Annotated in this window: 19 protein-coding genes and 1 tRNA gene; 19 read left to right on the top strand and 1 reads right to left on the bottom strand. The window is 46.3% G+C overall.

Annotated features, from left to right (window positions below; translation table 11 throughout):
• The first annotated feature begins 31 nt into the window (after nucleotides 1-31).
• The 3 genes from BXO88_RS09545 (at nucleotide 32) to upp (ending at nucleotide 3,511) form a co-directional block, all read left to right on the top strand.
• Complete coding sequence (locus tag BXO88_RS09545; protein WP_139355563.1) at nucleotides 32-2,014, top strand: DNA topoisomerase; 1,983 nt, start codon at nucleotides 32-34, stop codon at nucleotides 2,012-2,014.
• Between the two features lie 65 nt (nucleotides 2,015-2,079).
• Nucleotides 2,080-2,757 carry a UDP-N-acetylglucosamine pyrophosphorylase gene (locus BXO88_RS09540; RefSeq protein WP_078037507.1) on the top strand — a complete coding sequence of 226 codons (678 nt, stop codon included), beginning with the start codon at nucleotides 2,080-2,082 and terminating at the stop codon, nucleotides 2,755-2,757.
• Between the two features lie 109 nt (nucleotides 2,758-2,866).
• Complete coding sequence (upp, locus tag BXO88_RS09535; protein WP_078037506.1) at nucleotides 2,867-3,511, top strand: uracil phosphoribosyltransferase; 645 nt, start codon at nucleotides 2,867-2,869, stop codon at nucleotides 3,509-3,511.
• 123 nt (nucleotides 3,512-3,634) lie between these two features.
• Here upp and BXO88_RS09530 read toward each other — a convergent pair.
• Nucleotides 3,635-3,715 (bottom strand) — tRNA-Leu (locus BXO88_RS09530).
• Between the two features lie 62 nt (nucleotides 3,716-3,777).
• On the opposite strand from BXO88_RS09530, the gene BXO88_RS09525 reads away from it, so the two are divergent.
• The 16 genes from BXO88_RS09525 to BXO88_RS09450 all read left to right on the top strand — a co-directional run bounded on the left by BXO88_RS09525 (nucleotide 3,778) and on the right by BXO88_RS09450 (nucleotide 24,618).
• Nucleotides 3,778-4,176 carry a zf-HC2 domain-containing protein gene (locus BXO88_RS09525; RefSeq protein WP_139355562.1) on the top strand — a complete coding sequence of 133 codons (399 nt, stop codon included), beginning with the start codon at nucleotides 3,778-3,780 and terminating at the stop codon, nucleotides 4,174-4,176.
• A gap of 93 nt (nucleotides 4,177-4,269) precedes the next feature.
• A complete protein-coding gene (polA, locus tag BXO88_RS09520) occupies nucleotides 4,270-7,050 on the top strand; it encodes a DNA polymerase I (protein ID WP_139355564.1) in 2,781 nt (926 codons plus the stop codon).
• Nucleotides 7,051-7,169: 119 nt separating this feature from the next.
• Complete coding sequence (locus BXO88_RS09515) at nucleotides 7,170-7,574, top strand: hypothetical protein (protein WP_078037504.1); 405 nt, start codon at nucleotides 7,170-7,172, stop codon at nucleotides 7,572-7,574.
• Between the two features lie 82 nt (nucleotides 7,575-7,656).
• Complete coding sequence (coaE, locus tag BXO88_RS09510) at nucleotides 7,657-8,256, top strand: dephospho-CoA kinase (RefSeq protein WP_078037503.1); 600 nt, start codon at nucleotides 7,657-7,659, stop codon at nucleotides 8,254-8,256.
• Entirely contained in the window at nucleotides 8,253-9,074 is an 822-nt protein-coding gene (locus BXO88_RS09505; RefSeq protein WP_078037502.1) for an MBL fold metallo-hydrolase, read from the top strand. Before coaE ends, BXO88_RS09505 begins: the two co-directional genes overlap by 4 nt.
• A 237-nt stretch (nucleotides 9,075-9,311) precedes the next feature.
• The gene (locus tag BXO88_RS09500; protein ID WP_036609193.1) at nucleotides 9,312-9,587 is read left to right on the top strand and encodes an ACT domain-containing protein; all 276 of its coding nucleotides are present in this window, start codon (nucleotides 9,312-9,314) and stop codon (nucleotides 9,585-9,587) included.
• Nucleotides 9,588-9,599: 12 nt separating this feature from the next.
• Nucleotides 9,600-10,982, top strand: coding sequence for a PFL family protein (locus BXO88_RS09495; RefSeq protein WP_078037501.1), 1,383 nt, complete (start codon nucleotides 9,600-9,602; stop codon nucleotides 10,980-10,982).
• A 204-nt stretch (nucleotides 10,983-11,186) separates the two neighbouring features.
• Nucleotides 11,187-12,551, top strand: a complete 1,365-nt coding sequence (locus BXO88_RS09490) for a nucleotidyltransferase family protein (RefSeq protein ID WP_168171670.1) — start codon at nucleotides 11,187-11,189, stop codon at nucleotides 12,549-12,551.
• Nucleotides 12,552-12,607: 56 nt separating this feature from the next.
• A complete protein-coding gene (locus BXO88_RS09485; RefSeq protein WP_078037499.1) occupies nucleotides 12,608-12,940 on the top strand; it encodes a cyclic-di-AMP receptor in 333 nt (110 codons plus the stop codon).
• Between the two features lie 303 nt (nucleotides 12,941-13,243).
• Nucleotides 13,244-14,239, top strand: coding sequence for a phosphate acetyltransferase (pta, locus tag BXO88_RS09480; RefSeq protein ID WP_078037498.1), 996 nt, complete (start codon nucleotides 13,244-13,246; stop codon nucleotides 14,237-14,239).
• A gap of 139 nt (nucleotides 14,240-14,378) precedes the next feature.
• Nucleotides 14,379-15,578: an acetate kinase gene (locus tag BXO88_RS09475; protein ID WP_078037497.1), complete on the top strand. Its 1,200-nt coding sequence runs from the start codon at nucleotides 14,379-14,381 to the stop codon at nucleotides 15,576-15,578.
• Between the two features lie 311 nt (nucleotides 15,579-15,889).
• Complete coding sequence (gene rpmF / locus BXO88_RS09470; protein WP_029200168.1) at nucleotides 15,890-16,072, top strand: 50S ribosomal protein L32; 183 nt, start codon at nucleotides 15,890-15,892, stop codon at nucleotides 16,070-16,072.
• Nucleotides 16,073-16,285: 213 nt separating this feature from the next.
• The gene (locus tag BXO88_RS09465) at nucleotides 16,286-17,527 is read left to right on the top strand and encodes a putative glycoside hydrolase (protein WP_078037496.1); all 1,242 of its coding nucleotides are present in this window, start codon (nucleotides 16,286-16,288) and stop codon (nucleotides 17,525-17,527) included.
• 310 nt (nucleotides 17,528-17,837) lie between these two features.
• Complete coding sequence (gene leuS, locus BXO88_RS09460) at nucleotides 17,838-20,252, top strand: leucine--tRNA ligase (protein WP_078037495.1); 2,415 nt, start codon at nucleotides 17,838-17,840, stop codon at nucleotides 20,250-20,252.
• Between the two features lie 204 nt (nucleotides 20,253-20,456).
• Entirely contained in the window at nucleotides 20,457-22,376 is a 1,920-nt protein-coding gene (uvrC, locus tag BXO88_RS09455) for an excinuclease ABC subunit UvrC (RefSeq protein WP_078037494.1), read from the top strand.
• 199 nt (nucleotides 22,377-22,575) lie between these two features.
• Complete coding sequence (locus tag BXO88_RS09450; RefSeq protein ID WP_078037493.1) at nucleotides 22,576-24,618, top strand: VanW family protein; 2,043 nt, start codon at nucleotides 22,576-22,578, stop codon at nucleotides 24,616-24,618.
• Nucleotides 24,619-24,978: the final 360 nt, after the last annotated feature.

The following is a 24,978-nucleotide window of genomic DNA, read 5'->3' as shown; positions in this document are numbered from 1 at the left end:
GGGACCTGCATCAAATTATAGAGAGGTATTTTTGAAAAGTTTATTTATAGCAGAGAAGCCTTCCGTTGCGCAGCAGTTCTCCCAGGCACTGGGCATGAAAAATGCGCGGCGGGGGGATGGTTTTCTGGAGGACGACCAGTATGTCATCACGTGGTGCGTGGGACATCTGGTCCAGCTTTCATATCCGGAAACCTATGACATAGCTCTTAAGAAGTGGAGCTTTGACACCCTGCCGTTTATTCCGAAGGATACGGAGTGGAAATACGAGGTCAGCAAGAACACCAAAAAGCAGTTTGAGGTGGTTTCCAGACAGCTGAACCGAGAGGATGTGGGAACCATATATGTCTGTACCGATAGTGCCCGGGAGGGAGAGTATATCTACCGTCTCGTTGAGAAAATGGCACAGGTTCCCGAAAGTAAGGAAAAGAAGAGAGTCTGGATAGATTCTCAGACCAATGAAGAGATACTGAGAGGTATCAGAGAGGCAAAACCCGACAGTGCTTATGACAATCTCTCTGCAGCGGCATTTTCACGCGCCAAGGAGGATTATCTCATGGGCATAAATTTCAGCCGTGCACTGTCTCTGAAATACAGTAACCGCATCAGGCGTGAGCTGAACATGGACCGTAAGGACAAGATGGTGGTGGCAGTAGGCCGTGTCATGACCTGTGTTCTCGGGATGATCGTAAAGAGGGAACAGGAGATAAGAGCTTTCCAGAAGACCACCTTCTATCGTATCCTCGGAGATTTCGATATCGGAGAGGGTGCAAGGATTACTGCCGACTGGAAGGAGACAGAGGGCTCACGGCTGTACGCTCCTACTGAAATCTATGACGGTAAGGGTTTTCTCAAACAGGGCAGAGCTGTGGAGTTCATGAAGAGCTTCATGCCTTTCCCGAGGGAAGCAACAGTAACTGCTGTCGAAAAGAAAAAGGAGACAAAGAACCCTCCTTTACTGTATAATCTTGCGGAGCTTCAGAATGACTGCTCGAAGATGTTCAAGATCAGTCCTGATGAGACTCTTGCCATCGCTCAGGAGCTGTATGAGAAAAAGCTTACGACCTATCCTCGTACTGATGCGAGAGTTCTGTCCACAGCGGTATCGAAGGAGATAGCGAAAAACATAAAGGGGCTTTCAACTTATGAGCCTGTTGCAGAATGTGCGGCAGAGATATTGGCAAAGGGCTCTTACAGTCAGATCTCAAAAACGAGATATGTGGATGACAAGAAGATCGCGGATCACTATGCCATCATACCTACAGGACAGGGTCAGAAGGAATATCAGTCTTTAAAACCTCTCGCCAAAAAGGTATATGAGTTGATTTGCAGACGATTTCTTGCTATCTTTTATCCGCCTGCCGTATATCAGAAGATATCCCTTTCCATAGAGTGCAACGGAGAATGCTTTTCTGCAAGCTCCAGAGCGTTGAAGGAGGAGGGCTATCTGAAGGTTGCCAATGTTAAAAAGCCTTCAGGCAGTACCGAGGGCGGACAGACTGAGGAGACCGAAAAGGATGCTGACGGGGCAGAGGATGACCCGAGCGGCAATCTCAGTGAGGCACTTCTCAAGCTTAAAAAGGGGCAGACCCTTAGCCTTCTTACTCTGAGAGTCAAGGAGGGGGAAACTTCGCCGCCAAAGAGATATACTTCGGGTTCCATGATACTGGCCATGGAAAATGCCGGAAATCTCATTGAGGATGAGGATCTGAGAGCCCAGATAAAGGGAGCCGGAATCGGTACCAGTGCCACAAGAGCGGGTATCCTCACGAAGCTTGTGGATGATAAATATATTTCTCTGCAGAAAAAGACACAGGTGCTCACTCCGACGGAGCTTGGAGAGCACATTGCTTATTATGTGAAGATTTCCATACCACATCTTTTGAACCCGAAGCTTACGGCTTCATGGGAAATGGGCTTAAGCTCGGTTGCCGAGGGAAAGATCACAGAAAGAGAATATATGGACAAGCTTGAACAGTTCGTCAGAGAAAAAACTGAAAAGATACGGAGCATGTAGCTTCGGTCTTAAAAAACTAAAACGATCCCGAATCCGGATGTATTCCATGGGGATTGGAGGAAAGAATGAAAAAGAGTGAAATGACTGTTGAGGCCATGTATGACCTTCAATATACAGAAGCCGGCGAGGCATTTTCAGGATGCACATATCCATGGGAGGTGCTTCCGAAGATCCATGACTTTATAGCAGCATACGGCGAGACATTGTCAAAGGACGAGTATGACGAGATAAAGCCTCATGTATGGGTACACAAGACTGCAAAGGTCTTTGAGTCAGCATATTTTGCCGAGTACATCATCATCGGACCGGAGACAGAAGTGAGACAGTGTGCTTTCCTGAGAGGAAACATAATTGCTGGTAAGAATTGCGTTATCGGTAATTCCTGCGAACTTAAAAACGTTATTGTTTTTGATAATGTTCAGATCCCGCATTATAATTATGTGGGAGACTCGATTCTCGGATTCAAGTCCCACATGGGTGCTGCGTCACTGACTTCCAACGTGAAGTCTGACAAAAAGCTTGTAAAGGTACATGCTGAGGACGGAGATATCGAGACAGGTCTTAAGAAGTTTGGAGCCATGCTCAGCGACCATGTTGAGGTGGGCTGCGGCTCTGTGCTTAATCCGGGAACTGTGATAGGACATAATTCCAATATCTATCCGCTTAGCTCAGTGCGCGGATGTGTGGATGCCGACTCTATCTACAAGGCAAAGGATGACATCGTCAGAAAAACCGGTGATTGATAAGAAGGTTTAAAAATCGGCAACAGTTTGGTTTATATATGAGTTTGACTCCGGTCCGACAGGACTTTATGGTCTTAAAGACCGGGGTTCTTATAAAGGAGATTTAATAATGGAAAACAATTTTGGAGAGAATGTAACAGTACTTGACCACCCTTTACTTACACATAAGATCTCACTTCTTCGTGAGAAGTCAACGGGTACAAACGAGTTCAGACAGCTGGTAGAAGAGATCGCTATGCTTATGGGATTTGAGGCTTTACATGACCTTCCTACAAAGTATGTTGAGATCGACACACCTATCGAGAGAGCAAGCGTAAAGATGCTGGCAGGAAGAAAGCTTGCCATCGTTCCTATCCTTCGTGCAGGTCTCGGCATGGTATCAGGTCTTACAGCCCTCGTTCCGAGTGCGAAGATCGGACATATCGGTATGTACAGAGATGAGACAACTCATCAGCCTGTAGAGTATTTCTGCAAGCTTCCAAATCCTATCGAGGAGCGTCAGATCGTTGTCTGCGATCCTATGCTTGCAACTGGCGGTTCTGCAGTTGATGCTATTTCCCAGATCAAGAGACATGGCGGAAAGAAGATCAAGTTCATCTGTATCATCGCAGCTCCTGAAGGAATCAAGAAGCTCGTTGCTGCACATCCTGACATCCAGATCTATGTTGGAAATGTTGATCGTTGCCTCAATGACAATGCTTACATCTGTCCTGGTCTCGGAGATGCAGGAGACCGTATCTTCGGAACAAAGTGATAAAAAACGCTGCGCTATAATCGCGCAGGAAATCAGGATGACTTGATTTCCCGGTGATTGCAGCGCAGCGTCTTAATATCTAAAAAAGGTGAGTCTGTTCGAAAACAAACTCACCTTCATATCTGCCGCCTGCCGGACTTGAACCGGCATGGATAAACCGCGCGATTTTGAGTCGCGTGCGTCTGCCAATTCCGCCAAGGCGGCTAAGACTTATATAAATTAGCACATTATCGAAAGGTTTTCAAGTCGAATGTTATGAGGAACAAGTGAACGCAAAGCGCGTAGCATTCTCATATCGGCTTTACTACCGATGGGTGAATCAAAGTATGACATGTCTTGATGCACGAAAAAGAATATATGATTATTTGAACAACAAATTGTCGGATGAAGAGTTAAAATCCTTTATAGCCCATGTGGGAAGCTGTAAAGAGTGTATGGAAGAGCTCAGGATAACCCACATGGTCTACAGCGGTGTTGCGGAGCTTGATTCAGACAAGGATTCGGATATCGACATCGACGGAGCTCTGAAAAAGAGTATTTCCGACGCGAAATTCCGCCTTCTCAGAGGATTTGTCAGAAAGATCATGATCATGGTGGTGGATACCATAGTTTTTTGGGCGGTTCTGGTCATGCTTTTCATGCAGTTCAGAGTCTGGTTCCTTTAGGGACCTGACCGCATTGAGCGGTTTTTATGACCGGCAGAGTGAGACTTGAATCATAGCCACAGCAATTTAGGCAGAAGCATTATAAGGAGATACATTTTGGCAGATAAACTTTTACTTATAGATGGTCACAGCATTATGTCCAGAGCGTTTTACGGTATTCCCGAGCTCACAAATTCTCAGGGACTTCATACGAACGCAGTCTATGGATTTCTGAACATTCTGTTCAAGGTACTGGATCAGGAGCAGGCAGATCACCTCGCCGTTGCATTTGACGTGCATGAGCCTACCTTCAGACACAAGATGTTTGAAGCGTATAAGGGCACCAGAAAGCCTATGCCCGAGGAGCTTCATGAACAGATCCCTGTGATAAAGGAAGTTCTTACAGCCATGCATATCCCTATTCTTTCAAAGGGAGGATATGAGGCTGACGATCTTCTGGGAACAGTTGCGAAGAGAACTCAGGCGAAGGGCGTGGAGGTTACCATAGTTTCAGGTGACAGAGACCTTCTGCAGCTTTGCGACGAGAAGATAAAGATCTGTCTTCCGAAGACCGCAAAGGGTGTGACCACCGTATACAATTATTATCCTGAGGATGTGAAGAATGAGTGGAATGTTACTCCGCTGGAGTTTATAGACCTTAAGGCGCTTATGGGCGATACCTCCGACAACATCCCGGGAGTTCCTGGACTCGGTCCCAAGTCTGCGGAATGGATCATTGACAGATATCATACCATAGAGGCTGCTCATGAAGCGGCCCTCGCCGGCGACCCTGAGTTCAAGGTGCCCAGAAAGCCTAAGGCTGCCCAGATGCTCATTTCGGAGTGGGAGTCTGCAAAGCTTTCGAAGACCCTAGCCACCATCAACATCGATTCTCCTATAGATTTTGAGTATGACGATGCAAAGGTCGAAGGCATGTTCAACGAGGAATCATTCGAGATCATCAAGAAACTGGAGCTTAAATCACTTATCAAGCGTTTTGATGTCACATCCCTTGACCTTTCACAGAAGGAGAGTCTGGACCTCTCGAAAATAAAGTGTGTGGATGATCCTTATATGGCCAAAATCGCTTTTAAGGATGCGGCGAGTCAGGGAGCTGCGGGCTTTGCCATCGTTAGAAAGGCAGAGATAGCGGAGTCTGAATCAGGACAGATGGAGATGATGCTTCCGGATCCTGATGAGATGGGAGAAAAGACTTCTGAAAGCGGTGCTGAAACTGGAGCTGCCGAGCTTTTCTTTGCTCTGAACGGCGAAAGATTCTACAGATTCAGCGGTTTTGACTGGAGAGAGGAGCTCAGAGAGCTGTCTCTTAAAGAGGGTGTAACTCTTTACACCATGAATCTGAAGTCCCAGCTTTATGAATGTGAGTTTTCTCCGGACAGCAATGTCTACGACCTGTCTGTTGCGGCTTACGTCGTAAATCCTCTGAAGGATACCTACACCTATGAGGATATCGCGAGAGATTTCATGTCTGAGACTCTTCCTTCCGAAAAGGAGCTGAGAGACAGATCAAAGGCGGAAAAGAAGGAAAACAGCGGGAAGTCAGAAGGGACTTCCGGTACAGGAATTGATTCTGTTGAAGAGACCATGGCTGCATATACTGCCATCGTTTCCTGCTGTGCTGCCGAAGACCTCATGAAAAAGCTTTCCGAGCTTGAGGAGATGGAGCTCTATAAAGAGATTGAGATGCCTCTTGTATATACACTCTATAACATGCAGACTGCGGGTATCCTTATAGATAAGGCTGCACTTCTTGATTTCGGAGTGGAGCTTCGCGCAGGCATAGAGGAGCTTCAGAAGCGTATCTATGAGCAGGCGGGTGAGGAGTTTAACATTAACTCTCCGAAGCAGCTGGGAGAGATACTTTTCGGAAAGCTCGGACTGAAGGGTGGAAAGAAGACAAAATCCGGTTATTCCACCGCTGCGGATGTGCTTGAAAAGCTGGCGGAGGATAACAAGATAGTTGATGATATCCTGAATTACCGTACTCTCAGTAAACTGAATTCCACTTATGCAGAGGGACTTCTCGGATACATCGGAAAAGACGGCCGTATCCATGGAGAGTTCAATCAGATGGTAACGGCTACAGGACGTATTTCATCCACAAATCCGAATCTTCAGAACATTCCTATCCGTACAGAGCTTGGAAGAAGATTCAGAAAGGTATTTGTTCCTAAGGAGGGCTGTGTATTTCTGGATGCCGACTATTCTCAGGTTGAGCTTCGTATACTTGCCTCCATGTCGGGAGATCCCAAGCTTATCGAGGCGTACAGGGATGCAGAGGATATTCATGCCGTAACGGCATCACAGGTGTTCCATATTCCGCTTTCCGAGGTCACTGATCAGCAGAGACGTAATGCCAAGGCGGTTAACTTCGGAATAGTATACGGTATCTCTGCCTTCGGACTCAGTGAAGGTCTTTCCATCAGCAGAAACGAGGCGAAGGAGTATATCGAAAGATACTTTATGACCTATCCTGATGTTAAGAGGTATCTTGATGCTCAGGTCGAGTTCGCAAGAGAGAACGGATATATAAAGACATTTTTCGGAAGACGGAGACCGGTTCCTGATATCAATGCCCAAAACTTTATGAGAAGAAGCTTCAGTGAGCGTGTAGCCATGAACAGCCCTATCCAGGGAACTGCTGCTGATATAATGAAGAAGGCGATGAATGATGTGGATCGTGCTCTTCGTGAGGGAGGCTTCAAGTCAAGGATCGTGGTTCAGGTTCACGATGAGCTTTTGATCGAAGCTCCTCTTTGTGAAAAGGATGCGGTCAAGGCACTTCTTGTGGAGAAGATGCAGAATGCGGCAAAGCTTTCCGTACTTCTGGTGGCAGATGCCAGCGAAGGCTACAACTGGGATGAAGCACACTGATATCCGGCCGTGAAGTTCGGAGCCTGATGTGAGAGCGGTTCGCATTTCGAGGTGCGTTTTTTCGGCACGAGTGCGAAGCGGAATAACGAAGCCTATATCGTATAAAGGAAGATAGTTATATGAAACTGATAGAAGCAACGGAGATAATGCATATAGCATTTCTGAAGAAGGAGACCTTTGCGGGCTCTTCGGAGGGGATGAGATATCGTTTCTCTAAGGTTGTCTACAAGGACCCGGATACCGAGCTTTTAAAGAAGATAGAAGCCGGTGAGGCTGATTATCCTGTAGACAAGAAGACAGGAGAAAAGATCATGAACCCCATCAAGGAGAGATACACTCTCGGGGTGTGGGTGTGGCCTGAGCCTTTTTCCTATGAGAAGACGCCTGAAGAAAAAAAGATCTTTAAGGAGTTTGATTTCAAAGAAGACGGAGTTATGGAAGGTCTTAGATGGATAAATGAGCAGAAGCAGTCTCACGACTGGGGAGAGCTTTCGATGTCTTGGAAGGACTGGAAGGAACTGTAAGGTCTTTTCCGTCAGGAGGGAATGCTGCTTTACGGCAGTTTTTCCTCCTGGTTTTTTGTAACGGTATTAGAGGTGTGTGAAGATGGTTATCGGAGTCATAGGCGGAGTGGGTGCCGGAAAATCCACGGTGCTTGAGACATTGGAAAAAAAGTATGACTTTAAGGTGATGAAAACGGATGATATAGCGAAGTCTTTCTACATTTCCGGGAATCCTGTATTTGAGAAGCTGAAGGAGCTTCTGGGGGATGATATCGAAAGGGAAGACGGAACTGTAGATATTCCGGCATTTGCAAAAAAACTGTACGGTGATGACAGTGATAGCATCAGAAAAAAAGTGGACGACATCGTCCATCCTGCAGTATGGGACTATGTGAGGGAACAGGTGGAAGCTTCCGATGGTGATGTAGTGGTGGAGACTGCCCTTCCCAATGAGACATTCCTTCAAATGTGCGATGAGATATGGGCTGTTCTGACAAAGCGCGAGGTAAGAATTGAACGTCTCATGAAAACAAGAGGCTATACAGAAAAAAAGGCTCGTGATATGATTCTTTCGCAAATCGGAGACGAGGAGTATTCCCGGATGGCGACGTTTATCATCGACAACAGCGGAACTCCGGCAGAAGCGATCATGGAGATAGACAGACACTTTAATTTGAAGGAGCAAAGGATTTTTAATATATGAGATTTACCAGTATTGCAAGCGGATCCAGCGGAAACAGCACATATATAGGCACGGAAAGCACCCACATACTTGTGGATGTGGGAGTCACCATGAAGGCTGTTAACGCCGGACTTCACGAACTTGATCTGGATTTAAAGGATATAGATGCCATATTTCTGACCCATGAGCATATAGATCACATAAGAGCCGTGGGCACTATTGCGAGAAAATATGATATTCCGGTCTACGGGACCCTGGGTACCCTCAGGGAGGTCATGCTGAACAAGACTCTGGGAGACTTCGCTCACGACAGGCTGTTCCCCATTATTCCGGACAAGAGGATCAATATAGGAGATCTTCAGGTTCTGCCCTTCAGCATATATCATGATGCGGCGGATCCTGTAGGCTACAGAATAGAAACGGAAATGGCTGATGCCGAGGCTTCTGCATCGAAGAATGTGGCGGTAGCTACGGATATCGGCCACTATGATGATTATATCGCCGGGCATCTCAGGGATCTGGACGCCATGGTGCTCGAATCAAATCATGACATAAAGATGCTTAGTAATGGACCTTACCCTGTGTCTCTCAAGCGAAGGATACTCAGCGATCACGGGCACCTCAGCAACGACAACTGCGGGCGTCTTCTGGATTCCATTCTGTCGAAACGCATAAAGCATGTATTTCTTGGACACCTCAGTAAGGAAAACAATCTTCCGGATCTCGCTTTGAAGACTGTGCAGCAGGAGATCGATAATTCCGATTCAGAGAACAGGGCGGGAGACATTAGCATAAGTGTTGCCCATAGAGACAGAATCTCCGAGGTGGTGGAGCTTTGATGCTGGTCCATAACCATGGAAGGTATGCTTCGCTGCGGCCTTTCGTAACAACGGACTCCGACCTTTATGGAAGGAGTTTTCGAAGTCGCTGCAAGGTGAAAAACAAGCCTTGATTATGGCACTTATAGCCGGGGGTAATTGTATGGGAAAATGAAAGCAGGAAATACAAGATAAAACTTGTTTTTTCCTGCTTTCAATGCTTAGATATAGTGAAAGCAAAAACAGCTAGGAGGATTTATGAGAAAGGCGATTATTACTGTTGTAGGCAAGGATAGCGTAGGAATCATTGCTAAAGTTTGTTCATTTCTTTCAGAGGCCAATATCAATATTCTTGATATTTCACAGACCATCACAGGCGGATTTTTCAACATGATGATGATCGTAGATGTTTCCGAGGCTACAGATTCCTTTGAGAATCTTGCAGGAGAGCTTACAAAGTACGGAAAAGACAAGATAGGCGTTGACATAAAGATGCAGCTTGAAGAGATCTTCACTATGATGCACAGAATCTAAAAGGAGACTGAGATGGCTGGATTTAATTACGGTGTAAACGCGTTTGAGGTCAATGAGACCAACAACATGATCGAACATAACAATCTGGATGTCCGTACCATCACTATGGGAATCGGTCTTCTGGACTGTGCTGCGCAGGATGTTGATACATTCTGTGACAATATTTATAACAAGATAACAGAAAAGGCAAAGGATCTGGTTAAAACAGGTGAGGAGATCTCGAAGGAGTACGGAGTTCCTATCGTTAACAAGCGAATTTCCGTGACGCCTATCGCCATCGCGGGAGCTTCGGCATGCAAGTCTGTTGATGATTTCGTGAAGGTGGCTCACACACTGGACAAGGCGGCAAAGGCTGTCGGTGTCAATTTCCTCGGCGGTTTTTCTTCCATCTGTCAGAAGGGCATGTCGCCTTCTGATGAGATGCTCATAAGAGCCATCCCGAAGGCTCTTTCGGAGACAGATATCGTCTGTGCATCAGTGAACCTCGGTTCAACGAAGACCGGAATCAACATGGATGCAGTGAGACTCATGGGTGAGGTGATAAAGGAGGCTGCGGAGCTTACAAAGGACACTGATTCTTCTGCATGCTCAAAGCTTGTTGTATTCTGCAATGCTCCTGACGATAACCCGTTCATGGCCGGAGCTTTCCATGGCGTTTCCGAGGCGGACTGCATCCTCAATGTGGGAGTTTCAGGTCCTGGTGTTGTGCGCGATGCCCTTAAAAATGCTCAGGGTCTTAATTTTGAAGAGCTTTCAGAGCTTATCAAAAAGACCGCATTTAAGATCACCAGAGTCGGACAGCTGGTTGCCAAGGAGGCTTCACGTATGCTGGGTGTTCCGTTTGGAATCATCGACCTTTCTCTTGCTCCTACACCGGCTATCGGAGATTCTGTTGCAGACATTCTCGAGCTTATGGGCCTTGAAAAGGTGGGAGCACCCGGAACAACAGCGGCTCTTGCCATGCTTAACGATCAGGTAAAGAAGGGCGGAATCATGGCATCAAGTTCTGTCGGAGGTCTCAGCGGCGCTTTCATTCCTGTATCCGAGGATCAGGGAATGATCAATGCTGTTGAAGCCGGAGCTCTCAACATCGAGAAGCTCGAGGCCATGACCTGCGTATGTTCTGTAGGACTTGATATGATCGCTATTCCCGGTGACACACCGGCATCGACCATTTCCGGTATGATCGCTGATGAGGCTGCCCTTGGTATGGTCAACCAGAAGACTACTGCGGTAAGAGTCATTCCTGCCTACGGCAAGAAAGTGGGAGATCACGTTGACTTCGGCGGACTTCTCGGACACGCACCTGTTATGTCGGTCAATACATTTGACTGCTCAGGTTTCGTGAACCGTACAGGACGTATTCCTGCACCTATCCACAGCTTTAAGAACTGAGAAAGCACTGATTATATCAGCATTTTCATAAGCATACGCCTGCTCTCATTGAATATCAGCGGGATTACATACTTAAATTAAGTGTTTTTATAATTATTTAATAATCTGGAGGCTGCATCGGTCTTGATGCAGCCTCTTTTGCATCTTAAAATAGAAAATGGAATTTTTTCCACAGAAAATAAAGAATCTTTTTTTAGAGGGAATATGTATAACGGTAAGAACGTAATAGGCATAGTGACAGAATTTAATCCGTTTCATGAGGGGCATCGATATCTGGTGGACAGCATAAGGTTAAGATACGGTGACTGTTATGTTATTGCGGCCATGTCCGGAGATTTTGTTCAGAGGGGAGAGCCTGCCATCTTCGATAAGTATGAGAGATGCCGGGATGCACTTCGGAACGGAGTGGACATGGTGGTTCAGATCCCGGAGATTTTTTCCACGTCTTCTGCAGAGGATTTCGCTGCGGGAGGTGTGGCAACACTGAGATCCCTCGGAATAGTTGATACGATACTGTTTGGCTCGGAGTCCGGTGATATGGGAGCGCTTATGAAGGTGGCTGAGCTTGAGCTCAGTTCCGGGAGCAGGAACGCGAAGCTGAATTCTGCCATCAGGGACAACGTGGTGGCCGGCATGAGTTATGCAAAGGCGAGAGCTGAGGCCATCAGGCTGGTCCTTTCCGGAGATGATGACAGGGCGTTTCAGCACATGCTTGATAATGTCTGTACCGGTGGAGAGAGTGAGCTTCCCAAGGAGGCCGACAGGGCGGAAGAACTTGCTGCATCGGGAAGACTTAAGCCAAACGACATACTCGGGATCGAATATATAAAAGCTGTAAAAAGGCAGGGCGACTGCTTTCGGATCGATTGCATTCGCAGAAACATGGAATATGAGAGCGCACACAGTATTCGGGACGCCATAAGATCCGGCGATGAAGACAGAGGGAGAGACGAGTATGCGGATGTGGACATGCTTTCCGACATGCTGAGCTACAGGCTTTTGCAGCTTTACTATCTTGATCAGATGGAGCCTGAACAGCCGACTTCTTTTCTCGAGTATCTTGATGTTTCAAGGGAGATTGCCGATGCTCTGAAAAAGCAGGTTCATGAAAGGATGACCTTTACTGAAAGAATAAAGAGCATTAAATCAAAGAACTATACCTACACACGTATCTCGAGAGCTCTTATTCATATACTTCTGGATATACATAAGAGGGATTCTCTGGTGCTGAGAGGACGCTTTTTCGGCGAGGGGGATATGATGCCATATGTCAGGGTACTTGGGGTCAGAAAGAGAGCAAAGGATATGATGGGCAGTGTAGAGACCACGGTCGTGACTTCTCCTGCGCGGTACAAAAAGCAGCTCGAATCAGTCAGGAAAAGAGAGACCATAGAGACCACCGAGGAGCTTATCCTCAGTATCAATGCTTCCCACGCGGAGATCATGTTCCATCAGGACATGTATGCTGCGGATATTTACAATCAGATATACAGAGTCGCCTCCGGGAATGGTGAAAATGCCGGTTCAGGCAACGAATTTACGCAAAAATTTATAGTTATGGACTGTTGATGTGTGTTATTATGAATAACGAAAATTACATGTCTGAGACATTGGAGGCAGAATATATGAAACTGATTTATGCAATCGTACGTAATGACAACGAGGATGATGTGATGGATGCGCTGAACAGCGAGCATTTTCAGGTCACAAAGCTTGCCAGTACAGGAGGATTCCTACGAAAAGGTAACTCGACTCTTATGATTGCAACGGATGACGAGAGAGTTGACGATTGTATCGAGACTATAAAGAAGGAGTGCGGAAAACGCCAGAAGATCACTGTCAACATGCCGTATGTATCAGGTACATCCATGAACAGTTATTCCACCATGCCGGTACCTGTTGAGATAGGCGGCGCAACAGTCATGGTGGTAGATCTCGAGAGATTTGAGAAGTATTGATCTTTACAGTGTTTTTCTATAAAGAAAGCTGACGGTTACACAGCTGGGATATGCGGCAGGTGACAGTGGATGAAAAATTCGTTTTTTGTCCTTGATTTTGTGCAGAAAAACACTTGTCTTGCGACTTGAACGGCGGATTTTATAGAGTATAATAATTATGTATGTCGTATTGTATACAGGTTTACACTGTATACGGAATCACATAAACTCTTCACTTTCCATGGCCTTTTCGGTACAGGATGTTACGGATGGCATGGCGGGTGATTAAATTATAATGTGTATATTGAGAGGAGAATGACACCAATGGCTATTATTGATGAGATCAAGGCTAAGGCAAAAGCAGACAAGAAGACTATTGTTCTTCCTGAGTCAATGGATAAGAGAACTTTCGAGGCTGCTGTCAAGATTACAAAGGAAGGAATCGCAAATGTTGTTCTGATTGGAACTCCTGACGAAATTGCCAAGAACGGTGAGGGATTTGATCTTACAGGTATCACAGTTGTAGATCCTTACAACGATCCTAACAAGCAGAAGTACATTGATAAGTTCGTAGAGCTCAGAGGCAGCAAGGGTGTTACAGCTGAGTCTGCTCAGGAGCAGATGGAGAAGGACTATATGTACTATGCATGTCTTATGTGTAAGTGCGGTGATGCTGACGGTGTTGTTTCAGGTGCATGCCACTCAACAGGTAACACTATCAGACCGGCTCTTCAGCTTCTTAAGACAAAGCCTGGTATCAAGTCTGTTTCAGGCTTCTTCCTTATGGAGACAGCTGCTACTCAGTACGGCGAGAATGGTACATTCGTATTTGCTGACTGTGCAGTAAACGTAGATTTCGATTCAGAGAAGCTTGCTGAGATCGCAGCACTTTCAGCTGAGTCTTTCAAGAACTTTGTTGGAGCAGAGCCAAAGGTTGCTATGCTTTCATACTCAACAAAGGGCAGTGCAAAGCACGATGATGTAACTAAGGTTGCAGAGGCAGTTAAGATCGCTAACGAGAAGTTCCCTGAGATCAAGCTCGACGGTGAGCTTCAGCTCGATGCTGCTCTTGATCCTACAGTTGCAGCTCTCAAGGCTCCTAACAGCTCAGTTGCTGGTCATGCGAACACACTTGTATTCCCATCTCTTGAGGCTGGTAACATCGGTTACAAGCTTGTTCAGAGACTTGCAGGTGCCGGCGCTTACGGTCCTGTTCTTCAGGGACTTTCAATGCCTGTAAACGATCTTTCAAGAGGATGCTATGCAGATGATATCGTAGCCGTTGTTGCTATGACAGCTGTACAGGCTCAGAACGCTTAATCTAACAGATTTTGCTTTTCACAGGGTCGAGCCCTAAGGACTTGACCCTGTTTGTTTTAAAAACTTCGGCAGGGCATGAAGCTCTTAGCCGTTTATAATAGGAGCTGTAGCTCCGTAATTTATTTTAGGAGAATAACCAATGAAAATTCTTGTTTTAAACTGTGGATCTTCTTCACTTAAGTACCAGCTCATCGATATGGAGGATGAGTCAGTTCTTGCAAAGGGACTTTGCGAGAGAATCGGTATCGAGGGCTCAAAGCTTACACACAAGGCTCCTGGCAAGGATGATTTCGAGCTTGAGACAGCTATGCCTGATCACGGCGTTGCAGTTAAGCTTGTATTTGATGCTCTTACAGATGCTGCACACGGTGTAGTTAAGTCTGTTGATGAGATCGGTGCTATCGGTCACAGAGTACTCCATGCCGGAAAGAAGATCACAGAGTCTATCGTTGTAAATCAGGAAGTTAAGGATATCATCCGTGAGTGCTTCGATCTCGGACCTCTTCACAACCCTGCAAACCTTCTTGGTATCGAGGCTTGTGAGAAGGTAGTTCCTGGAAAGCCAAACGTTGCTGTATTTGATACAACATTCGGTATGACTCTTCCTGAGAAGGCATTCTACTATGCAATTCCTACAGAGTACTATGAGAAGTACGGCATCCGTCGTTACGGTTTCCACGGAACATCTCATAACTTTGTATCTCACGAGACAATCAAGTTCGGTAACCTCGATCCTGAGAAGGCAAAGGTTATCGTTTGCCACCTTGGAAACGGTGCTTCTATTTCTGCTTCAATCGGTGGAAAGGGCGTTGATACATCTATGGGTCTTACTCCGCTTGAGGGACTTATCATGGGAACACGTTCAGGCGACATCGATGCTGCAGTAGTTCAGTTCCTTGCTAACCACGAGAATCTTTCTGTTGATGAGGTTCTTAACATCCTTAACAAGAAGTCAGGTGTACTTGGCCTTTCAGGCGTTTCATCAGATTTCCGTGATGTTGAGAAGGCAGCAGAGGAAGGTAACCACATGGCTCAGGTTGCTCTCGAGGCATTTGAGTACAGAGTTGCCAAGTATATCGGTTCATATGCAGCAGCTATGAACGGTGTTGACGCTATCACATTCACAGCCGGTGTTGGTGAGAACGATAAGGTAACACGTAAGAACATCATCGAGAAGTATCTTGGCTTCATCGGTGCTAAGATCGATGACGAGAGAAATAACGTTCGCGGCAAGGCTGCTCTTATTTCTTCAGATGATTCTAAGGTTAAGATCTTCATGATCCCTACAAATGAGGAGCTTGCTATCGCTCGCGATACACTTCGTCTTGTTGAGGCTTGATTCGCTGTACCTGTCGCTGTCCCGATCTGTAAGTGAGAGGGCAGAGCGGCTTAAAGGGTCTTCGGGAATATATGCTTATTCCCGATGCTTAACTGAAAAACCAGAATTATTCCGGCGAGTAATTACCCGCCGGAATTTTTGACAGTTTTTGCGCAAAAATATCCACGTGAAGCAAAAATTCTGCTTGCAATTAATCGAGTAACGTGGTATTTTACATTGAGTGTGCAATCGCGAAAACTCTTATGGGTTTCGCTTGACATAAATTAACCGTTTGGATATAATTACCCGGGTATGACGAAGGAGGTGTAAGTATGTCAATTTGTCCTAAGAATCATTCATCCAAGGCTCGCAGAGATTCTAGAAGAGCTAACTGGAAGATGGGAAAGATGAACCTTGTAAAGTGTTCTAAGTGTGGTGCTCTTGTTATGCCTCACAGAGTCTGCAAGGCATGTGGATCTTACAACAAGCGTGAGATCGTTAAGGTTGAGGATTGATCTTTAACTTCAGTTTAGATATGGAACCCTGAAGCTTCGGCTTCAGGGTTTTTTGCATTTATCCAACATTCCGCAGGAATGTTGGATGCGCCCCAGGCTATGGTAAACCGGTAAAAAACCCTGCTGGTGGCGCCTGAACATTACAAAAAGTTGTTAAATGGCAGGAAAGTGGTATAATATCTAAATAATGCGCCAAAATTACGAGGTTGAAACATGAAAAAAGTTTTAGCGATGATTCTTCTGCTGAGCCTCGTACTTCTCGGATGCCAGAGTCAGACACCGTTGGTATACAATGTCAACAAGTCCGACGAGCTCAGAGAATATGAAGCCGAGTCCATCAGGGAATCGGAGTTCGAGGAGTCGCTTGAACAGCAGAGAATTCTAGCGGAATCAGAAAGCCAGGCTTTAGCTCAGGCTGAAGTGTGGACAAAGAAAAAACCGGAAAAAGAGGCAGTAAAGGTTAAGGGCATTTATATCAGTTCCAAGATGGCAGGATCTGCCACCATGCAGAAGATTATAGACAGGATCGATGCCACAGAATTAAATGCGGTAGTCATTGACATACTTGATGACCAGGGACACATAGAGTATGACATGCATGGTGACTTGATCGAGGAGATAGGTTCGGTTGAGCATGCTATCCCTGATATTCAGTCGCTTATGAAGACCCTGAAGGAACATAATATTTATTCCATAGCGCGTATCGTTACCTTCAGAGATCCTTACCTTGAGAATGTTAAGCCCGAGTGGCTCAATCATAATGCAGACGGCACTGTGTTTCACGATAATTCAGGCATGGCCTGGATAAATCCATACAACAGGGATGCGTGGGAATACAAGGTACAGGTCGCTGAGCAGTGTGCTGATGTGGGGTTCGATGAAATTCAGTTCGACTATGTGCGTTTCTGTACAGAAAAAGGTATGAACAGCGTCGTTTATTCGGAATCGGATACGAACGGCATGGGCAAGACGGACATCATCACAGAGTTTGTCCGTTTTGCATCTGACAGGCTGGCGGCAAAGGGCGTGTTCATGTCTGCAGACGTATTTGGAACCATCATCGGCTCCTATGTGGATACTGTTTCTGTAGGACAGGATTATCCTGTTATGGCAGGTGCGGTGGACTATATGTGTCCGATGATCTATCCGTCTCATTACGGAAACGGTAATTTTGGACTGGATGTACCTGACACCCATCATTATGAGGCCATACTTGGCGCCTGCAATGCTTCAAAGAAGGATCTGTCACTGGAATATCAGGAAGGGATTCACCAGGCGAAGGTCCGCCCCTGGCTTCAGGGATTTACGGCTTCCTATCTGCCTTCATATATACATTATGGAGCGGAAGAAGTGAGACAGGAGATACAGGCGGTATATGATGCCGGCTATGATGAGTGGCTTATCTGGAATGCTGCCAATGATTACCCGTGGGATGCATTTCTTCCTGCGGCGTGATTAAGGCTTTACAGCATGATTTGATTCAGATCGATCTATGCGATGGTAAGAGCGTTCAGATATTACTATACTAATGCGCATTTAAGACCCGGGCTCCATGTCCCGGGCCTTTTTCTGTTCATGACAGACATATAAAAGCGGTATATTTTATATTCTTTGACGTATCGTCAGTTTCTGATATAATATTACGATATTGGTGTCATAAGTCCATCTTCCGCTTGCGGAAACAGGATGGTGAGAGATGGACTTAATGACACTCACAGTATAATTTGTTGAAATGTAAGTTGAATTTCACAAGGGGAAATTAGTCATGAAGTATAATTTTAAAAAGATCGAGCCGAAATGGCAGACAAAGTGGAACGAGGCGCAGGCATTTAAGGCTGTGGACTTTGACAAGCGTCCGAAGTGGTACGGACTTGTAGAGTTCCCGTATCCTTCAGGTGCAGGTATGCACGTTGGCCATATCAAGGCATATTCAAGCGTAGAGGTTCTTGCACGTAAGCGCAGGATGCAGGGCTACAATGTGCTTTTCCCGATGGGATTTGATTCCTTCGGACTTCCTGCAGAGAACTATGCTATAAAGACAAATACACATCCTCACCTCATTACCGAGAAGAACATCGAGCACTTCAAGGATCAGATGAGACAGGTTGGCTTCTCTTTTGACTGGTCAAGAGAGATTGCTACATCTCATGCGGATTACTATAAGTGGACACAGTGGATCTTCCTTCAGCTTTTCGATAAGGGACTTGTATTCAGAGCCAAGACTCTGGTGAATTACTGCCCTCATTGTAAGGTTGTCCTTTCTAACGAGGATTCCCAGGGAGGTAAGTGCGATATCTGTCACAGCGATGTTGTTCAGCTTCCGAAGGATGTATGGTATCTCAGAATCACACAGTATGCCGATAAGCTCCTTAACGGCCTCGATGATGTAGACTATCCTGAAAGCATCAAGCAGCAGCAGGTAAGCTGGATCGGACGTTCAACAGGTGCTTTCGTTAATTTCGAGCTTACAGACGGAAACGCAGAAGCTCTCGACAAGCTTGAGATCTATACAACAAGATGCGATACACTTTACGGTGTTACCTTCATGGTAGTTGCACCTGAGCATCCTGCCCTTGATAAGTACAAGGACAAGATCGAAAACTGGGATGAGGTTCTGAAGTATCGTGAGGATGCAGCCAAGAAGACAGAGTTCCAGCGTACTCAGCTTGTCAAGGATAAGACCGGTGTAAAGATCGAGGGTCTCAAGGCTACTAACCCTATAACAGGAAAGCAGATCCCTATCTTCATTGCCGACTATGTAATGATGGGATACGGAACAGGTGCCATCATGGCGGTTCCTGCTCATGATCAGAGAGACTATGATTTCGCAAAGACCTTCGGCGTAGATATCGTTGAAGTTATAAAGGGCGGAGACATTTCCAAGGAAGCTTATACAGGCGATGGCGAGATGGTAAATTCCGATATCCTTAACGGCCTTACAAACAAGAAGGATTCTATCGCGAAGATGCTCACAGTTCTTGAGGAGAGAGGCATCGGACACAAGGGCGTTCAGTACAAGATGAAGGACTGGGCATTTAACCGTCAGCGTTACTGGGGAGAGCCTATTCCTCTTATTCACTGCCCTGAGTGCGGTACAGTTGGTGTTCCTGTTGAGGAGCTTCCTCTGACACTTCCTGACGTTGAGAACTTCGAGCCGGGTACAGACGGACAGTCACCTCTTGCAAAGATCGACAGCTTCGTGAACTGCACATGTCCTAAGTGCGGCGGTGCAGCCAAGAGAGAGACAGACACTATGCCTCAGTGGGCAGGTTCCTCATGGTATTTCCTGAGATTCTGCGACGCCAACAACGATGCGGCATTTGCAGATCAGGACAAGCTTAAGTACTGGATGCCTGTAGATCACTATAACGGTGGTATGGAGCACGTTACAAGACACCTTCTTTATTCCAGATTCTGGCACCAGTTCCTGTACGATAACAAGTTCGTACCTACACCGGAGCCATATGCTAAGCGTACATATCAGGGACTTATCCTCGGACCTGACGGTGAGAAGATGTCCAAGTCAAAGGGCAATGTCATCGATCCGCTGAACATCGTAGACCTTTACGGTGCAGATACCCTTCGTGCTTATGTTCTTTTCATGAGTGATTACACAGCAGCCGCTCCATGGAGCGACGAGGGAGTTCGCGGAGTAAAGCGTTTCCTTGACCGTGTTGCAGGACTTACAGATATCGCAACCCTTGAGAAGGAAGATCCAAGCCTTGAGTCTAAGCTTCACAAGACCATCAAGAAGGTTACAGATGATATCGAGCGTATGAAGTTCAATACTGCTATTGCGGCTCTTATGACTCTTATCAACGACTTCACAAAGGCCGGAGCTATCACGAAGGATGATCTCGTTGTGTTCATCAAGCTTCTTCATCCGTTCGCACCTCACCTTACAGAGGAGATCTATGAGGAGATCGGCGGCGAGGGACTTCTTACACTTTCTGAGTGGCCGGAGTACGATGAGGAGAAGACAAAGGATGCAGTGATCAACATGGGCGTTCAGGTAAACGGTAAGGTAAGGGGCAATGTTGACCTTCCTGCTGAAGCAACTCAGGATGACGCTGTTGAAGCCGCAAAGGCTAACCCTGCCATCAACAAGTTCTTTGAAGGAAAGAACATCGTGAAGGTGATCTTCGTAAAGGGTAAGATCCTTAACTTCGTAGTTAAGTAAATTAATTCATAAAATTTTCATGAGTGGCCGGCGCATAGCAGTGGCCATGCGTGATATGATTGTATCCGCCGCGAAACCGATGTCCGGTTTTTCGGCGGATATTTATATATCCGTGTTTCTGGAGGAAATACGGATGCCGCCCGGCCGGCTGGTAACCGGCCACGAGAGGCGAAGCTGGTTTTTGTATTAGAATGGAAAAAATAAATGCGAGATAACAGTAAATTCAATTTTGACGAAGAACTGAAGAAGCTGCCGGCACTTCCGGGAGTGTACCTGATGCACGGACCCAAGGATGAGATAATATATGTGGGAAAGGCCAAGGTTCTGAAAAACCGTGTTAAACAGTATTTTCAGAAATCCTATAAAAAATCCGTAAAGATCCAGCAGATGGTGAGTCTGGTGGAAAGATTTGAATATATAGTTGTGGATTCGGAGCTTGAAGCCCTGATGCTTGAGAACAATCTCATAAAGGAGCATAAGCCGAGATATAACACTCTTTTGAAGGATGATAAGACCTATCCATACATCAAGGTGACCATGGAGCAGTATCCGAGGGTTCTGAAGGTCAGAAAGAGAGCGACGGACAAGGCGAAGTACTTTGGCCCCTATGCATCCAATGATCAGGTGAATGAGGTGATCGATCTCATAAGAAGGACCTTCCATATCAGAAACTGTAATAAGGTGTTCACCGAGGATTCACCTCTTCCGCAGAAATGCATGTATTACGACATCCATCAGTGTGATGCTCCGTGCCTCGGAAGGCAAAGCCGGGCGGATTACAGGATACAGGTGGATAAAGCCATAGATTTTCTTAATGGAAAGTATGATGACATCGTAAAAGAACTGAACAGAAAGATGATGAGGGCCTCCGACAATCTTGATTTTGAAACAGCCATAGAGATGAGGGATCTCATCAAATCCATCGAGGCTATTCAGAACAGACAGAAGATCGTTGCCTACGATTCCGGAGACAGGGATATCATCGGAATGCGCAGAGAGTTTTCGGACTGTGTCGTTCAGATCTTCTTTGTCCGTGACGGAAAGATCATAGGAAGGGATCACCAGTTTGTAGACATCGATCAGGAGGAGACTGATGAGGAGATCCTTAACGATTTTATTGAGCAGTATTACAATGGAACCCCGTTTATCCCTCATGAGCTCTGGGTACAGACAGAACTGCCTGACAGGGATATCCTTGAGCAGTGGCTGAGTCGCGAGAAGGGCAAAAAGGTAAGCATTGTCACACCTCAGATAGGTAAGAAGGAAAAGCTGGTGGAGCTTGCCATGACCAATGCCGGAATTCTTATGAACCGTTACAGGCAGCAGTATCGCGAGCAGGATGCGAAGTGCGCAAGAGCCATAAAGGAGCTTCAGGAGATAATAGGACTGGAGAATCCGCCGCTTCGTATCGAATCCTATGATATCTCCAATACCATGGGTGCACTGAACGTCGGTTCCATGGTGGTGTATCAGAACGGCAAGCCGAAGAACAACGACTACAGAAAGTTCCGCATCAAGTCGGTTCAGGGACCGGACGATTATGCTTCCATGTATGAGATGCTCACCCGTCGCTTCGAGCACGGACTCAGTGAGATGAAGGATAATGCTGCGACCGGAAAGGATAACGAGCTGGGTTCATTTTCTAATTTCCCGGATCTTATCTGTATGGATGGCGGCCGCGGGCAGGTCAATGTCTGCAAGCAGGTACTGGACGAGCTGGGTATAAGCTCTGTGAAGGTCTGCGGTATGGTGAAAGATGATCATCACAGAACCAGAGCGCTGCTTTATGAGAATGAAGAGCTGCCTGTCAGCGAGAACAGCGAGGCGTTTAAACTTCTTACGAGAATTCAGGATGAGGTTCACAGATTTGCCATTACCTATCATCGTTCGCTGAGAGACAAGAATCAGATAAAGTCACTGCTTGATGAGATAAAGGGAGTCGGAGAAGTCAGGAAGAAGGCGCTGATGAAGCGGTTCGGAGACATTGACCATATACGTGTGGCGAGTCTCGATGAGCTTATAGAGTGTCCGTCCATGGATGACTATTCCGCAAGACAGGTTTATGATTTCTTCCATAATAATCCGAAGACCGCTATCGGAACTTTGAAGCAGGAGATGAAATGATCGCTGCAGTGTCTGCAATTAAAATAGGCTGTTTGCACAGGCTTTTGAGAGCATTAAAAAATGAAAAACTGTTCATCCTTCTTACGTAATTCTGTCGTGTATTTAATAAAAATCACAATGTACAAACATAATTATTGCTGATAAGATTATATGCATTGTGAGATTTTATGTTTATATATAGATATAGGGAGATAATCCTATGACAGATAGATATGATGATTTAGGTCGCAGTCGGGCTGCATCAAGATCACGAGGCAAGTCTCGTGCGAGGGGAAGTCAGTATGCCGGACAGAACGGAGCCAGATATTCGGGCTCAGGCAGCAGAACATCATCCGGCAGCAGGGCATCTTCCGGCGGTTCCAGACGAAACGGCGGTAATTACGGAAGAAGATCCGGTGGAAATGACTACAATATGGGCATGATCGTTGCAGCGGCTGTGGCTTTTGTAGTTGTGATCGGAGGAGTGGCTTTTGCGATCAAGGGTATGGGCGGTTCTCCGAAGGAGGAGACGGTTGTTGCGACAGAAGCCTATGATCCGAACAGTATACGTGATGATGTATATCTGGATGTTAGTTCATTCGCTTCGGGAGCAGAACTCCTGAATCTGAAGGGCATGAACCGTGAGCAGGTGAAGAACGCCATCATGGCTACATATGACTGGAAGCTGGTGGTTACAAACCCTAATCCTTCATTAGAGAACTTCACCATGCCGGACCTCGCTTCGGGCGAGACTGCTGAAGAAACAACTGAGGCAAAAAAGGATGCCGAGGTCAGCGATAATGACGGATCTGAGCAGACTGCAGAGGTAGCTAGCCCATACGCAGGGATCACGATCAGACCTGATGCCGGAAAATTTGAAGTTCCGGATCTGATTTCGGATAAGCTGGAAGAGCTGATCGATCAGATCTTCACAGATTATGAAACAAAGAAGGCTCAGGAGACTGAGACTGAAACAAATAAAAAAGAAGAAAGCAGTGAATCTGCTGAGTCAGCTGCACCTGTTGCGGATTATGCATTGTCACTTCCTGACTTTACGGCTGAGGTCACAGACTATATGAATCAGCTTGCCACAGTCTGGAAGATGAACCCGAAGAACGGAGATATAACTTCATTTGATTCATCGACCGGTGAGTTTGTTTTCGGAGGATCGGTTGACGGCTATGAGATAAATGCTGACGCAACGGTTGCCAGGGTCATGAAGGCCATAAGTGATCACGACTATGCAGCAAGCATAGAGGCGGACGGAAAGACTGTATCAGCTTCTGTTTCTTCTATTAAAGATAAGTATGAGATCATAGGATCCTTTACAACGAAGACCACGGCGAATTCCATCCGTAACGGCAATATCAAGCAGGCTGCCGCAGCTATAAACGGAACAGTCCTCCAGCCGGGAGAAGAGTTTTCTTTCAATACTGTTGTAGGACAGCGTACCGCAGAAAAGGGCTATGGCGGAGCACCTGCATATAATGAGGGTGAGGTCGTTACTGAGGTCGGCGGCGGTGTTTGCCAGGTTTCATCAACTCTGTACAATGCCGTGTTCAGAGCCGGACTTACGACCACCTACAGAAGATCACATACATTTGCACCTACTTATGTAACACCTGGAACGGACGCGACTGTTTCATGGCCGGGACCTGATTACAAGTTTGTGAACAATTCGGATCATGCCATAGGAATCAGGGCTTGGTATGCGGATCAGACCATGAACGCCCAGATCTATGGTATAAGGATACTTCCAGAGGGAGTTTCATGGGAGCTTGTGTCCGAGAAGGCGGCAGATCTTCCTATACCTGAGCCTCAGCTCATAACAGAGGGAGAGCAGTCGGAAGGAACTCCGGGCTCTGAGTGGCAGGCATATAAGGTCATCCACAATGCCGACGGAACGACTGAGAAGATCAAGGATCACTATACACACTACAGCGGACATACTCCGAAGCAGTATACTCCGGAAATCGCGGCATCACTCGCTGCTGAATCTGCGGCAGCCACTGCCACAAACGAAAACGGTGAGCCGGTTTCTTCCGAGTCTGAAGGATCACAGTCTTCCGAGAACAGCAACGAAGAGCGCGAGCCGGAGAGGGATTCAGATCCTGATGATGAGCCGGAAACAACTCAGTCTCAGACTCATTCAGAGGCCAATGCCGAGACCAACAGGGATGTACCTGAACTTCCTGATGTGAAGCCGGGAGACAGTGAGTTAAATGACGGTCTCATAGGAGAAGGCCCGGTGGCCGGAAACTGATGTTTCGGCTGGATATGCGAAACGTTTCTGTATCGTGACTGATACTCACATCTTGATATTTGAATTTATAAAAGCCGAAAGCATTACTGGTATAATGCTTTCGGCTTTTTTGCTTTTTCGGAATCCTGTGAGCTTATCCCGAAAGCCATTGCGGGTGACCGATAATAACAACATTTTTGCGGTAAGAGGCGCTTTTTTTCTTATATTTTTAACTAAAAACGACGATGTATAAAGTTGCAGGGTGTCTCGGTCTGGATCCTGTTTCACGTTTGTACATTATACACTGTATAAAAACTTTTTATGTTTTTGACTTTGTGCATTTTCGTTGTATTTTTTTGGGTACGAAAGTCGATTTCTTTG

Origin of the sequence: Oribacterium sp. C9 (genome assembly GCF_002007235.1) — a bacterium.
Classification (GTDB): Bacteria; Bacillota; Clostridia; order Lachnospirales; family Lachnospiraceae; genus Oribacterium.
The sequence above is the reverse complement of the archived record's forward strand: the minus strand, read 5'-3'. Positions and strand labels throughout refer to the sequence as shown.

What these genes read in the sequence shown, in the direction of transcription:
- BXO88_RS09540 (WP_078037507.1), top strand. Translation starts at nt 2,080, where the DNA reads ATGAAAAAGAGTGAAATGACTGTTGAGGCCATGTATGACCTTCAATAT.
- upp (WP_078037506.1), top strand. Translation starts at nt 2,867, where the DNA reads ATGGAAAACAATTTTGGAGAGAATGTAACAGTACTTGACCACCCTTTA.
- BXO88_RS09515 (WP_078037504.1), top strand. Translation starts at nt 7,170, where the DNA reads ATGAAACTGATAGAAGCAACGGAGATAATGCATATAGCATTTCTGAAG.
- coaE (WP_078037503.1), top strand. Translation starts at nt 7,657, where the DNA reads ATGGTTATCGGAGTCATAGGCGGAGTGGGTGCCGGAAAATCCACGGTG.
- BXO88_RS09505 (WP_078037502.1), top strand. Translation starts at nt 8,253, where the DNA reads ATGAGATTTACCAGTATTGCAAGCGGATCCAGCGGAAACAGCACATAT.
- BXO88_RS09500 (WP_036609193.1), top strand. Translation starts at nt 9,312, where the DNA reads ATGAGAAAGGCGATTATTACTGTTGTAGGCAAGGATAGCGTAGGAATC.
- BXO88_RS09495 (WP_078037501.1), top strand. Translation starts at nt 9,600, where the DNA reads ATGGCTGGATTTAATTACGGTGTAAACGCGTTTGAGGTCAATGAGACC.
- BXO88_RS09490 (WP_168171670.1), top strand. Translation starts at nt 11,187, where the DNA reads ATGTATAACGGTAAGAACGTAATAGGCATAGTGACAGAATTTAATCCG.
- BXO88_RS09485 (WP_078037499.1), top strand. Translation starts at nt 12,608, where the DNA reads ATGAAACTGATTTATGCAATCGTACGTAATGACAACGAGGATGATGTG.
- pta (WP_078037498.1), top strand. Translation starts at nt 13,244, where the DNA reads ATGGCTATTATTGATGAGATCAAGGCTAAGGCAAAAGCAGACAAGAAG.
- BXO88_RS09475 (WP_078037497.1), top strand. Translation starts at nt 14,379, where the DNA reads ATGAAAATTCTTGTTTTAAACTGTGGATCTTCTTCACTTAAGTACCAG.
- rpmF (WP_029200168.1), top strand. Translation starts at nt 15,890, where the DNA reads ATGTCAATTTGTCCTAAGAATCATTCATCCAAGGCTCGCAGAGATTCT.
- BXO88_RS09465 (WP_078037496.1), top strand. Translation starts at nt 16,286, where the DNA reads ATGAAAAAAGTTTTAGCGATGATTCTTCTGCTGAGCCTCGTACTTCTC.
- leuS (WP_078037495.1), top strand. Translation starts at nt 17,838, where the DNA reads ATGAAGTATAATTTTAAAAAGATCGAGCCGAAATGGCAGACAAAGTGG.
- uvrC (WP_078037494.1), top strand. Translation starts at nt 20,457, where the DNA reads ATGCGAGATAACAGTAAATTCAATTTTGACGAAGAACTGAAGAAGCTG.
- BXO88_RS09450 (WP_078037493.1), top strand. Translation starts at nt 22,576, where the DNA reads ATGACAGATAGATATGATGATTTAGGTCGCAGTCGGGCTGCATCAAGA.